This window comes from Streptomyces sp. JLBT605, from assembly GCF_058215555.1.
In genome coordinates, this window is the sequence record NZ_CM177087.1 from 2,910,081 (window position 1) to 2,922,436 (window position 12,356).

At 73.8% G+C, this 12,356-nt stretch carries 11 protein-coding genes; 2 read left to right on the plus strand and 9 right to left on the minus strand.

Annotation, left to right across the window (positions count from 1 at the left end; genetic code table 11):
* Positions 1-113 precede the first annotated feature (113 nt).
* From AC4BDD_RS12775 to AC4BDD_RS12805, 7 genes are all read right to left on the minus strand, one after another.
* Complete coding sequence (locus AC4BDD_RS12775) at positions 114-1,805, minus strand: hypothetical protein (RefSeq protein WP_490691123.1); 1,692 nt, start codon at positions 1,803-1,805, stop codon at positions 114-116.
* Between the two features lie 165 nt (positions 1,806-1,970).
* Positions 1,971-2,768 (minus strand): type III pantothenate kinase, encoded by a 798-nt coding sequence (locus AC4BDD_RS12780; protein WP_490691124.1) that lies wholly within the window; start codon positions 2,766-2,768, stop codon positions 1,971-1,973.
* Positions 2,768-3,847 carry a carboxylating nicotinate-nucleotide diphosphorylase gene (gene nadC, locus AC4BDD_RS12785; RefSeq protein ID WP_490691125.1) on the minus strand — a complete coding sequence of 360 codons (1,080 nt, stop codon included), beginning with the start codon at positions 3,845-3,847 and terminating at the stop codon, positions 2,768-2,770. Before nadC ends, AC4BDD_RS12780 begins: the two co-directional genes overlap by 1 nt.
* 25 nt (positions 3,848-3,872) lie before the next feature.
* Positions 3,873-5,813, minus strand: coding sequence for an L-aspartate oxidase (locus AC4BDD_RS12790; protein ID WP_490691126.1), 1,941 nt, complete (start codon positions 5,811-5,813; stop codon positions 3,873-3,875).
* The gene (gene panC, locus AC4BDD_RS12795; protein WP_490691127.1) at positions 5,810-6,859 is read right to left on the minus strand and encodes a pantoate--beta-alanine ligase; all 1,050 of its coding nucleotides are present in this window, start codon (positions 6,857-6,859) and stop codon (positions 5,810-5,812) included. The genes AC4BDD_RS12790 and panC overlap by 4 nt, the downstream gene beginning before the upstream one ends.
* Positions 6,856-7,896: a Rossmann-like and DUF2520 domain-containing protein gene (locus AC4BDD_RS12800; protein ID WP_490691128.1), complete on the minus strand. Its 1,041-nt coding sequence runs from the start codon at positions 7,894-7,896 to the stop codon at positions 6,856-6,858. Before AC4BDD_RS12800 ends, panC begins: the two co-directional genes overlap by 4 nt.
* A 68-nt stretch (positions 7,897-7,964) precedes the next feature.
* Positions 7,965-8,174, minus strand: coding sequence for a hypothetical protein (locus tag AC4BDD_RS12805; protein WP_490691129.1), 210 nt, complete (start codon positions 8,172-8,174; stop codon positions 7,965-7,967).
* A 100-nt stretch (positions 8,175-8,274) separates the two neighbouring features.
* Between AC4BDD_RS12805 and AC4BDD_RS12810 the strand changes: the two genes are divergently transcribed.
* Both AC4BDD_RS12810 and AC4BDD_RS12815 read left to right on the plus strand, forming a co-directional pair.
* The gene (locus AC4BDD_RS12810) at positions 8,275-9,405 is read left to right on the plus strand and encodes a DUF5937 family protein (RefSeq protein WP_490691130.1); all 1,131 of its coding nucleotides are present in this window, start codon (positions 8,275-8,277) and stop codon (positions 9,403-9,405) included.
* 136 nt (positions 9,406-9,541) lie between these two features.
* Positions 9,542-9,961 carry a hypothetical protein gene (locus AC4BDD_RS12815; protein ID WP_490691131.1) on the plus strand — a complete coding sequence of 140 codons (420 nt, stop codon included), beginning with the start codon at positions 9,542-9,544 and terminating at the stop codon, positions 9,959-9,961.
* Between the two features lie 370 nt (positions 9,962-10,331).
* On the opposite strand, the gene AC4BDD_RS12820 is transcribed toward AC4BDD_RS12815, so the two are convergent.
* Together AC4BDD_RS12820 and AC4BDD_RS12825 are read right to left on the minus strand one after the other, a co-directional pair.
* A complete protein-coding gene (locus AC4BDD_RS12820) occupies positions 10,332-11,015 on the minus strand; it encodes a response regulator transcription factor (RefSeq protein WP_490691132.1) in 684 nt (227 codons plus the stop codon).
* 97 nt (positions 11,016-11,112) lie between these two features.
* Positions 11,113-12,309, minus strand: coding sequence for a sensor histidine kinase (locus AC4BDD_RS12825; protein ID WP_490691133.1), 1,197 nt, complete (start codon positions 12,307-12,309; stop codon positions 11,113-11,115).
* Positions 12,310-12,356: the final 47 nt, after the last annotated feature.

Below are 12,356 nucleotides of genomic sequence, written 5' to 3' on the forward strand. Positions count from 1 at the left end.
GGAGGGAGCCGTCGCCGCGGCCGCCAGCGCGACAGCGCCGGCGGCTGCGCGGCCCGCGCGGCAGTCAGGGCCGGCAGCCGCCCGGCGGCTGGGGCCCTGGCCCCGCGCCACGGTCAGGACCCGGCGGCGGCCTTGCGGCGCCGGGTCACCACGACCGCGACCGCGCCGACGGCCACAGCGGCGGCCGCGCCGCCCGCGAGCAGGCCGACACCGGCCGCACCGGTGATCGCCAGGGAGCCGCCGTCGGAGGAGTCGGAGGACTCGGCGGAGCCGGACGAGCCCGAGGAGCCGTCGGTGGAGCCGGACGAGCCGTCGCCACCGGAGGAGCCGGAGCCGCCGGAGGCGGAGTCGTCGCCGCCGGAGGTGGAGCCGTTGTCACCCGAGCCGCCGCTGGACGAGCCGCCCGTGGAGGAACCCGGAGCGCCCTTGAAGGTGATCTCGGCGGTGTCGTTGGCCGGGGTCGGGTCGTGGCGGTCGAAGCCCGCCGGGCCGGGCAGCAGCTTCACCGTGCCCTTGGCCTTCGGGTCCGCGTCCTTGGCGATCTTCACGCCGAGCTCCCACGTCTGGCCCGAGCCCGGCTCCTCGGTGTCCGCCTCCGGGCACACGTAGCGGCGGTGGCCGGGCTCGAACGGCTTGGTCACGCCGTCCGCGACGTAGGTCAGGCACTCACCGTTGGTGTTGTCGTCCGGCTCCTCGTCGAGGTTGTTCTCCAGACCGGTGACGCCCTTGGGCAGGGTGACGTCGAGGTACGCCAGCGGCTTGCCGTCCTTGCGGTAGGCGGCGGCCGGGCCGTTGTTGACCATGCCGAAGGTGGCGTAGCCCCAGGTGCGGTCCCGCTTCGCCGGCGTGATGGTACCGGCCTGGGCCGCGAAGTCCGCGTGGTTGTCGGCGTCCAGCGTGACGCTGCTCTCCGCCTTGGCTTCGAACTCCCCGCCCTCCGCCGGGACCAGGGTGATCGGGGCGTCGGTGCCCGGGGCGCCGCCCGGGTAGGGGTCGGAGACCTTGGGGAGGGCCTCGGCGGAGTAGTTGACCCAGGTGGCCAGCGCCTTCTCGGTGACCTTCACCTTCACCGGGGTGCTGAGCGTGGCCGCCTTGCCTGGCTCGATGGCCTCCTGGAAGGTGCAGTGGAGCTTCCAGGTGTCGCCGAAGTCGGTGTCCGCGCGGCAGTTGCGGGGCTTCTCCACGAGGCTGAGGCCGGGCGAGCCGTTCAGCTCGACATCGGTCCGCTCGGTGGCCAGCTCACCGTCGTTGCGCACCGCGACCGGCAGGTCGACCGTGGAGCCGATCTTCAGCCCGCTGCGCGCCGGGAGCTTGCCGACCACCAGCTTCGGGCTGCCGACCACCACGGTGGACTGCGCCTTGGCGCCGGTCGCCTTGTCCGCGGTCACCTCGTAGCTGATGGTGCCCGAGGCGCCGGGCTTGGCACCGTCGGCGACGGTCAGCGTGAACGGCTCCCAGGGGCTGTGCAGATTGCCGTTGTCCTTGCAGGTGACGATCGCGCCGGAGGCGGTGCACTGCTCGTGGTTGGCCTTGATGGTGGCGACGCCCTTGAGCCCGGTGGCGTCGATGACGAACTTGGCGTTCTCCGGCAGCGGGACCTCGGCGCCACCGTCGGCGAACGAGTAGCTGACGGACGGCGCGAACGGCTCACTGCCGGGCACGTTGATCTGCTTGGGGGCCATGAGCTCCGCCCATGCCTGGGTGGGATCGTCGGCGAAGGCCGCCGGTACGCCGGCGATCGCGCCGATCACCACCGCCGCCCCCACGGCCGCCGTCACCTGTATCGCCGCGCGCCTGCGCCCCATCGGCCCCACGCTCTTCCCGCTCTGTTGTGTCCAGTTCAGATCCATTCCCCCGCAAGACCATCGAGGTGGCCGGATGGTTGCACGGGGGTGAACACCGAACGGGGCCCACGGCGTTCATCCGCGGAAGACGTTCAGGAGCGAGAGAGGTTCAAAGGCGGGAGCGGCTCAGGAGCGGGAGACGTTGCGCTCGTAGACCAGCCGCAGGCCGATCAGCGTCAGCCAGGGCTCGTGCTCGTCGATCTCGGTCGCCTCGCCGAGCACCATGGGCGCCAGGCCGCCGGTGGCGATGACCCGCACATCGGCCGGGTCGTCGGCCAGTTCGCGGGCCATCCGGCGCACCACGCCGTCGACCTGCCCGGCGAAGCCGTACAGGATGCCGGACTGCATCGCCTCCACGGTGTTCTTGCCGATGACGCTGCGCGGGCGGGCCAGTTCGATCTTGCGCAGCTGTGCGCCGCGCACGCCCAGCGCCTCGACCGAGATCTCGATGCCCGGGGCGATCACACCGCCGACGTACTCGCCGCGGGCGCTGACCGCGTCGAAGGTCGTCGCGGTGCCGAAGTCGACCACGACGGCCGGCCCGCCGTACAGCTCGACCGCGGCCAGCGCGTTGATGATGCGGTCGGCGCCGACCTCCTTGGGGTTGTCCATCAGGATCGGCACCCCGGTCTTCACGCCCGGCTCGACCAGCACCGAGGGCACGTCGCCGTAGTAGCGGCGGGTCACCTCGCGCAGCTCGTGCAGCACGGACGGCACCGTGGAGCAGATCGCGATGCCCTCGATGCCGTCCCCCAGGTCCTCGCCGAGCAGCGGGTGCATGCCCATCAGGCCCTGGAGGAGCACCGCCAGCTCGTCGGCGGTGCGGCGGGCGTCGGTGGAGATCCGCCAGTGCTCGACGATCTCATCGGCGTCGAACAGGCCGAGGGTGGTGTGGGTGTTGCCGACGTCGATGGTGAGCAGCATCAGCCCTGCTCCCCACCACTGCCGCCGGAGGCTTCCCGGGCGTCGTCCGCGGGCTCGTCCCGCAGGTCCAGGCCGATGTCGAGGATCGGCGAGGAGTGGGTGAGCGCGCCGACCGCGAGGAAGTCCACGCCGGTCTCCGCGTACGTACGGGCGTTGGCCAGCGTGAGGCGGCCGGAGGACTCCAGGATCGCGCGGCCCGCCACGAGTTCGACTGCCGCCCGGGTCTGCTCGGGGGTGAAGTTGTCGAGCAGGATCAGGTCGGCGCCCTCGTCGAGGACCGGCGGGATCTGGTCGAGCGTGTCCACCTCGACCTCGATCGCCAGGTCGGGGAACGCCTCCCGGACGGCCTTGAACGCCGCCGCCACACCGCCCGCCGCGACCACGTGGTTGTCCTTGACCAGCGCGGCGTCCGAGAGCGACATCCGGTGGTTGACGCCGCCGCCGCAGCGCACCGCGTACTTCTCCAGGGCGCGCAGCCCCGGGGTGGTCTTGCGGGTGTCGCGGACCCTGGCGCCGGTGCCCTCCAGGGCGTCGGCCCACGCCCGGGTCGCGGTCGCGATCCCGGAGAGCCGGCAGAGCAGGTTGAGCGCGCTGCGCTCGCCGGTCAGCAGGTCGCGGGTGCGGGTGCGGACGGACAGCAGCTTCTGGCCGGGCTCCACCCGGTCGCCGTCCTCCACGTGCCGCTCGACCTCGAACTCGTCGGTGCAGACGACGGAGAGGATCGCCTCGGCGATGCGCAGTCCGGCCACCGTGCCGGCCTGGCGGGCGGTGAAGTCGCCGGTGGCCACGGCGTCCTCGGGGATGGTCGCGACGGTCGTCACGTCCACCCCCTGGTCCAGGTCCTCCTCGATGGCCATGTGCGCGATGTCCTCGACCTGCACCGGGTCCAGCCCGGCGTCCGCGAGGAGCTGGGCGAGGTCCGGGTCGAGACCGCACTCCATCGGGTCGAGGCCGAACGCGCCGTTGTCGTCGTCCGCGCCGCAGCCGCAGGCGTCACCGCAGCCGGTGGCCCCGCCGGGCGCACCGATCTGCAGCAGCGGGAGGTCCACTGGCTGTTCGCGGTCGGGGGTGGTGCTCACGGTGGGGCTCCGTCTCGGTCTTGGATCAGTTGCTTCTGGTCACGGTGGTGCGGGTGCCGCCGGGGGCGGTGGTGCCGGTGCTCGTGGGAGCGGTGCTGCCGGTGCTCGCGGGGGCGGTGGTGCGGGGGAAGTCCGACGAGTCTGTCGTACGGACGTCGAGTGTGCAGTCCGAACGCAGAGTTACGAGCAGATGCCGGGCCCATCGCGCATCGTCGCGGTCCGGGCGGTCCTCGCGCCAGTGGCAGCCGCGGGTCTCCTCGCGGCGGCGCGCGGCGGCCACCAGCACCCGGGCGACGAGCAGGAGGTTGGTGGCCTCCCAGGTCTCGACCCCGGGCTCGGCGGTCTTCCCGTCGCGCCGCAGCTCGTCCGCGGCCTCCTGGTGGACGGCCTCCAGCTGGGCCGCGGCGCGGGCGAGAGATTCGGCGGAACGGAGGACTCCGGCGCCGGCGGTCATGATCCGCTGGATGGTGTAGCGGGCCTCCGAGGCCAGCAGCGGGGCCGCCTCGCGGCCGTCGGCGAGGGGCTCGGCCGGGGCGCCGGCGGTGTCGTCGGCGATGGCGTCGGCGGTGGCGACCTGGCCGGCGGCGACGTCGGTGGTGGTGATGGCGCCGGTGACGTCGTCGGCGATGCGCTCGGCGAAGACCAGGCCCTCCAGGAGGGAGTTGGAGGCCAGCCGGTTGGCGCCGTGCACACCGGTGCAGGCCACCTCGCCGCAGGCGTACAGCCCCGGCACCGTCGTCCGGCCGTACAGATCGGTCCGTACCCCGCCGCTGGCGTAGTGCGCGGCCGGGGCGACCGGTATGGGCTCGGTCACCGGGTCGATGCCGTTGGCTCGGCAGGCGGCGAGGATGGTCGGGAAGCGGTGCTCCCACATCCGGGCGCCGAAGTGCCGGGCGTCCAGATACATGTGCTCGGCGCCCTGCTCCTGCATCCGGCGCATGATGCCCTTGGCGACGATGTCGCGCGGCGCCAGCTCGGCGAGTTCGTGCCGGCCCTGCATGAAGCGCACCCCGTCGGCGTCGACGAGATACGCGCCCTCGCCCCGGACCGCCTCGGAGACCAGCGGCTGCTGCCCCTCGGCATCCGGGCCCAGCCACAGCACGGTGGGGTGGAACTGCACGAATTCCAGGTCGCTGACCTCGGCCCCGGCACGCAGGGCGAGCGCGACGCCGTCGCCGGTGGAGACGGCCGGGTTGGTGGTGGCGGAGAAGACCTGGCCCATGCCGCCGGTGGCGAGCACCACCGCGCGGGCGTGGACCGCGCCGACGCCGTCCCGCTGGCCCTCGCCCATGACGTGCAGGGTGACGCCGGCGGCGTGGCCGTTCCCGTCCTTGAGCAGATCCAGGACGAGCGCGTTCTCCACGGTCTCGATCCGGCCGCGGGTCCGGCCCGCGGCGGTCTCGCCCTCGGCGGCGGAACCGGCCGCGTGGACCGCGTCGACCAGCGCGCGGGAGATCTCCGCGCCGGTCGCGTCGCCGCCCGCGTGCGCGATCCGGTTCCGGTGGTGGCCGCCCTCGCGGGTCAGCAGGATCTCGCCGCTGTCGGTGTCGGTGTCGAAGCGGGCGCCGGTGGCGATCAGTCGCCGCACCGCGTCCGGGCCTTCGGTGACCAGGGTGCGTACCGCCTCCGCGTCACAGAGCCCGGCGCCCGCCACCAGCGTGTCGTCCAGGTGCTGGCCGGGGGTGTCGCCCTCGCCCAGGGCCGCGGCGATGCCGCCCTGGGCCCAGCGGGTGGAGCCGTCGTCGAGCCGGGCCTTGGTGACCACGGTGACGTTCGCCCCCGCGGCGGCGCAGCGCAGCGCGACCGTCAGCCCGGCGACGCCGGAACCGACGACGACCACATCGGACTCGACGGCCCAGCCGGGGGCCGGGGCACGCAGGGTGAGGCCACCGGGCACCGGGGCACCGGGAGCGGGGGCGGTGGGGCGTATCGCGGGCTGGGCGCCGGCGCCCGGGGTGTCGGTCATTCGGTGCTCCGGGCGGGTGCGTCCGAGGGTCCCCCCGGACGGTGTGCGGGCGAGGGTTCCGGTCGGGAGGCGGGGACGAAGTCCAGCCGGATGTTGTCGATCAGGCGGGTGGTGCCGACCTTGGCGGCGACGGCCAGGACCGCCTCACCGATGTGGTCGTCGGGCGCCTCGGTGAAGTCTTCGGGGTCGATCAGCGCCACGTAGTCGAGGACGAGCGGCGGGTCGGCGTGCGCCGCCTCCGCCAGCGCGGCGCGGGCCGTGTCCCGGACCGCCTGCGGGGAGGCGACCGGTACCGCGTCGCCCGGCGCGGTGACGGGCTGACCGGCGGCACCGGCCGGACCGGCGGCCAGCAGGCCCGCGTCGCGTCCGGCGAAGAGCGCCCGGGAGAGGGTGAGGGCGGTGGCCCGCTCGCCGTCCGAGAGGTAGCGGTTGCGGCTGGAGCGGGCCAGCCCGTCGCCCTCCCGGACGGTGGGCACGCCGACGATCTCGACCGGGAAGTTGAGATCGCGGACCATGCGGCGGATCAGCGCGAGCTGCTGCGCGTCCTTCTCGCCGAACAGCGCCACATCGGGGCGGGTGAGATGGAGCAGCTTGGCGACGACGGTGAGCATGCCGTCGAAGTGGCCGGGGCGGGAGGCTCCCTCGTACCGCTCGCCCATCGGCCCGGCGGAGATCCTCACCTGCGGCTCTCCGCCCGGGTACACCTCGTCCACCGAGGGCGCGAAGACGATGTCCGCGCCCGCCTCGGCCGCGACGAGCAGATCGGCGTCGAGCGTGCGCGGATAGCGGTCCAGGTCCTCGCCCGCGCCGAACTGGAGCGGATTGACGAAGACCGTCACCGTGACCAGGCCCTTGGCACCGACCCGCTCCCGGGCCGCCCGGATCAGCGAGGCGTGCCCGTCGTGCAGCGCGCCCATGGTCATCACGACGGCGGTGCGTCCGGGCATGGCGAAGTGCCCCAGCGCGCGGTCGAAGTCCACGCGGCGCGTGAGCACCTCGACATCCGGCTCGCCCGGGCGCGCCCTCTCCCACAGCTTCGGGCTCATGCGGCCCCTCCCACTCCTCCGTCTCGGCCGTCCTGACCGTCTTCCCCATCGTCCCGCCCCGGCAGACCGCTCCGGCCGTCCCCGCGGTCCGCCAGGACACCCAGCAGATCCTCGGCCAGCTCCGGCTTGAGCAGCCCGTGCGCCAGGGCCCTGTCCGCGGTGGTCCGGGCCATGGCGAGGTATCCGGCGACGCTCTGCGGCGCGTGCTTGCGCAACTCGGTGACGTGCGCGGCGACCGTGCCGGCGTCGCCGCGCGCGACCGGGCCGGTGAGCGCGGCGTCCCCGCTGCGCAGGGCGTTGTCCAGGGCGGCGCCGAGCAGCGGACCGAGCATCCGGTCCGGGGCTCCGACGCCCGCCTTCCGCAGCAGTTCCATGGCCTGGGCGACCAGGGTGACCAGGTGGTTGGCGCCGAGGGCGAGGGCCGCGTGGTAGAGCGGGCGGGCCTCCTCCTCGATCCACTCCGGCTCGCCGCCCATCTCGATGACCAGCGCCTCGGCGGCCAGCCGCAGTTCCTCGGGCGCGGTGACGCCGAAGGAGCAGCCGGCCAGTCGCTGCACGTCGACGGAGGTGCCGGTGAAGGTCATCGCGGGGTGGAGGGCGAGCGGCAGCGCCCCGGCGCGGCGGGCGGGGTCGAGCACGGCGGTGCCGTACCGGCCGGAGGTGTGCACGATCAGCTGCCCGGGCCGGATGGCACCGGTCTCGGCGAGCCCGGCGACCAGCCCCGGCAGGGTGTCGTCCGGCACGGTGAGCAGCACCAGCTCGGCCCGCGACAGCACCTCGGCGGGCGGGACCAGCGGGACGCCCGGCAGCAGCGCGGCCGCCCGGCGGCGGGAGGCGTCGGAGACGCCGGAGACGGCGACGGGCCGGTGCCCGGCGAGTCGCAGCGAGGCGGCGAGCGCGGGGCCGACGCGGCCCGCTCCCACGACGCCGACGGTGAGCCGGGCCGGGCGGTCCTGTGGCTCGGGGAGGTGCGGTGGGTTCACGTGGCGGGGCCTTCCGTTCCAGTCCGCGGTGGGTACCGGACGATTCCTCGCCATGCTACGCGAGCGCGCGTCCACGCCCGCCGGCCCGCGCCCCGCCCCCTCCCCCAGGGCTTCCGGTCCGGCTACCCGCCGGACCGGGCCGGGCGGCAATCGATCCGCACGTCCGGGCGCGCGGGGCCCGCCAGGCTCCGCCGGACCGAGGCCCTCGTACGGCGCGTCCTGATCCAGGCCCACAACGGGTTCCAGGCGCCGGTGCCCGGAGCGGGCGGGGCGGGCTCGCCGTGCTGGACGGCGCGGTAGGCATCGAGCATGTGCTGCTGGGTGATCGACATGTTCCCCACCGTGCGCTGCTCCGCCGCGCCCCGGCACGTCGATTGACGGTCCTGGTCAATCGAGCCGGGATTTCCACTACGACCAGGCACGATGGGCGCCATGGCCACCGTCATCGACATCGCCGGGCTGCCCGGCGAGCGCATCGTGTTCAGCCCCTCGCCGCTGGCCGAGCTGGGCTGCGCGCTGCATGCTCTGGCCCAGCCGGGCCACCATCCCGGCCTGCACGGCTGGACCAGCGCGACCGCCGCCGCGCTCAAGCCGGACCTCGCGGACCGGCTGCATGAGGCGGACTTCCTGTGGGGCCCGACCTTCTCCGACATCTCGATGCCGTTCGCCGCGCTCCCGGACACCGACGGGCGGCCCGGTGCCACGCTCGCCGAGGACCTGGACCTGCTCGACCGGCTCGACGACGAGGTGTACGTCAACGCGGCGCTGGAGATCTCCTGTTCCAGCCACTACGCCCGCGGCGGGCCGTCCCCGCTGGTCGACTCCGCCGCGCGCGATCTGGCGCTGGAGCGGGCCGCCGCGCGCGGTCCCCGGCAGGCGGCGTTCGCGCGGCGGCTGCTGGCCGACCCGCCCGGCGTCCGGGCCTGGATCCGGCGCCTCTTCGAGGACTGCGACGAGGCGTTCTTCGCGGAGGTCTGGCAGCGGGTGCGGGTCCAGCTGGCCGCCGACACCCGGCACAAGGCGGAGGTGCTGCGGCACAAGGGGCTGCGCGAGGCGCTCGCCGAGATCTCGCCCGCGCTGACGCTCGAGGAGGACGGCGGCCGGCCGGCCCGCATCCACCTGGACAAGCTCAGCAGCGGCCGCACCACGGCGCTGGATCCGGCCGTCGGGCCGGGCCTCACCTTCGTACCGTCGGCGTTGGGCTGGCCCCATCTGATGTCGCTGCACGCCCCGGGGTGGCGGCCGGTGATCCACTACCCGGTGGACGGCCCCAGGCTGCCCACCGGACCCGCCTCGCTCGAACTGCTGCGGCTGCGGATGGAGGCGCTGGCCCATCCGATGCGGATGCGGATCTGCCGGAGCGTGGCGCGGGCCGCCTTCACCACGGGTGAGCTGGCGGCCGAGTACGGCATCACCGCGCCCGAGGTGTCCCGGCACCTCGCGGTGCTGAAGAAGGCCGGTCTGGTCACGACGCGGCGGCGCGGCCGGTACGTCCAGCACCAGCTGAACCTGACGCTCGTGGCCCGGCTCGGCAGCGACTTCCTGGAGGGCGTGCTGCGCTAGCGGGTGTCCCCGCCCGCGGGGGGTGGGGGCTCCGACCTCAGGACGATGCGTCCGGCTCGGCGGGATCGGCAGGGTGATGGCCTGATCAGCGCCGAGGGCCCGTCAACTGGCCCTGAGACTGGGAGAAATCATCACAGTGCGTTTCACCACGGGGAAGTCCAAGAAGGTCGGAGCGGTCTCGACGCTCGCGCTGGCCGCCGCCACCCTGATCATCCCGATCGCCACCGCTCAGTCCGCCTCCGCGGACATCGGCTCGGCCTGCCGCAGCAAGATCAAGACGGCCAACTCCCACAACGAGTACGCCCTGAAGGCCGACGCGCGCGGTAACACCCGTGACGCCGCCGCCGCGAACGGGCGGACCAAGAGCAGCATCAACGCCGCCCTGACCACCTGCCGCACCTCGCACAACCCGCGAGCGGTCAAGGTCTACCTCGACTCCGCCAAGCAGTACGCGACCCGGGCGCAGCGGGACAACCAGGACGGCGAGGGTCGCGCGGCCCGCCAGGCCGAGCTGCACGTGAAGCAGGACCTCCGGCAGGCCCTCGCCTCCGCCTGACCCGGCGTCACTCATCCCTGATCATCCCTGATCATCCCTGAGGAGGGTCCGGAGTTACGACCTCAAGAGGATGAACCGACCCTGTCGGGATCGGCATGATGATCAGTGGCCGGGGGGTTTCCGGGGAGCGGCGCACGCGTCACACGGAACTCTCCCGGCCGCATCGGCCGGTTGACCACCGGCCGGCAGTGCCGGGGCGCGCCGGGCGCGCCGACCCGACAGGGAGAATCGTGCTCCGGGCCTGACCGGGCCCCCTCCAGACGAGACGTGTTCCCTGACGAGACGCGTCTTGAGACGGTCCGCCGCCCGCACGGGACCACCCCGTGCGGGCGGCGGGCCGTCGTCACGTCGTACGGCCCGAGGGATCCCGTTACGCCCCGCCGCCCGCCCGTACCAGCCCGGTCTCGTACGCCAGCACCACCACCTGCACCCGGTCGCGCAGCCCGAGCTTGGTGAGGATGCGCCCGACATGCGTCTTGACGGTGGCCTCGGACAGCACCAGCTGCGCCGCGATCTCGCCGTTGGACAGGCCCTGGGCGACGAGCATCATCACCTCGCGCTCCCGCCCGGTGAGCCGGTCCAGCTCGGCCGTGCCGCGCCCGCCGCCCGGTCCTCCGGCGGTGCCCGGCAGCATCGGGGCGAAGCGGTCCAGCAGCCGTCGTGTCGTACTGGGGGCGACGACCGCGTCTCCGCTGTGCACGGCCCGGATCGCCGCCAGCAGCTCGCCCGGCGGCACATCCTTGAGCATGAAGCCGCCGGCCCCCGCCTTGAGCGCGGAGAAGGCGTACTCGTCGAGGTCGAAGGTGGTCAGTATCAGCACCTTCGGCGCGCCCTCGCGCTCGCAGATGCGGCGGGTGGCCTCCACCCCGTCGAGCCTGGGCATCCGGACGTCCATCAGCACCACGTCCACCTGCGCGGTGCGCAGCACCTCCAGGGCCTCCGCGCCGTCCCCGGCCTCGGCGACGACCTCCATATCGGGCTGGGCCGCCAGCACCATCCGGAAGCCGGTGCGCAGCAGCACCTGATCGTCGACGAGCATCACGCGGATCGTCATGCGGAAGGTCCTTTTCGTTCTGTGTTCTGGGGGTTTCTTGTCCAGCGGCCGGCTTCGGCCGTCTTCATCGGCCCGCCGTCTTCATCGGCCCGCGTCTTCATCGGCCCGGCTTGAGCGGCAGCAGCGCGCTGATGCGGAAGCCGCCGCCCGGCCGCGGGCCGGCGTCCAGGGTGCCGCCGACCATGCCGACCCGTTCCCGCATGCCGATCAGCCCGTGGCCCTGACCGTCCGCGCCGCCGTCCTCGTACATCTCGCGCTGGGCGCCGCGCCCGTCGTCCTCCACCAGCAGGCCGAGTCCGTCGTCGAAGTAGGTGAGCCGGACGCTGGCGCCGACATCGGGGCCGCCGTGCTTGCGGGTGTTCGTCAGCGCCTCCTGCACGATGCGGTAGGCGGTCAGCTCCACACCACTGGGCAGCGGGCGCGGGCTGCCCTCGATCTTGAAGTCCACCGGCAGCCCCGCGCCGCGCACCTGCTCGACCAGGTCGTCGATCTGCTCGACATCTGGCTGCGGCACATAGTCGCTGTCGCCGCCCGGCTCACCGGTGCGCAGCACCCCCAGCAGCCGCCGCATCTCGGCGAGCGCCTGGCGGCCGGTGCCGGAGATCGTCTCCAGCGCCTGCCGGGCCTGGTCGGGGGCGGCGTCCAGCACGTACGCGGCGCCGTCCGCCTGCACCACCATCACCGAGACGTTGTGCGCGACCACGTCGTGCAGCTCCCGCGCGATCCGGGCGCGCTCCTCGGCGACGGCCCGCTTCGCCCGTTCCTCGCGCTCCTTCTCCAGGCGCGCGGCCCGCTCCTCCAGCTGCGCGTAGTACGCGCGACGGGTGCGGATGGAGTCGCCGAGCACCCAGGCCAGCGCGAACGGGATGGTGCCGAACACCACCCCGATCAGGTGCTGCCAGTTGCTGTCGACCGGGTCCGGCCAGCGGAGCGTGGCGATGCCCGCGGCGGACAGCCCGCCGACCAGGCTCAGCCGGGACGACCAGCGCGCGCCGTTCGCCGCGCAGGTGTAGATGATCACCAGCATCGCGAAGTCGGCCGGATTGATCTCGACGTCGGCGGCGAGCTGGGCGAGCCCGCAGACGACCACCAGCAGCAGCATCTTCTCGGGGGCGCGGCGGCGCAGCGCGACCACCAGGCACAGCGCGAGCACGATCGGCACGCCCGCGATCCGCTGGTGCTGGTCCAGATCGCCCTGCACCAGCCACAGCCCACCCATGGCCAGCAGGAGGAAAGCCCAGAAGCTGTCCACCCAGGTCGGGTGTCTGCGGAGGAAGTCGTAGAGACGCTGCACGTAACCCAGCGTAGGCATGCGCGGCGGCGGCCCGGGTCAGCCGGACG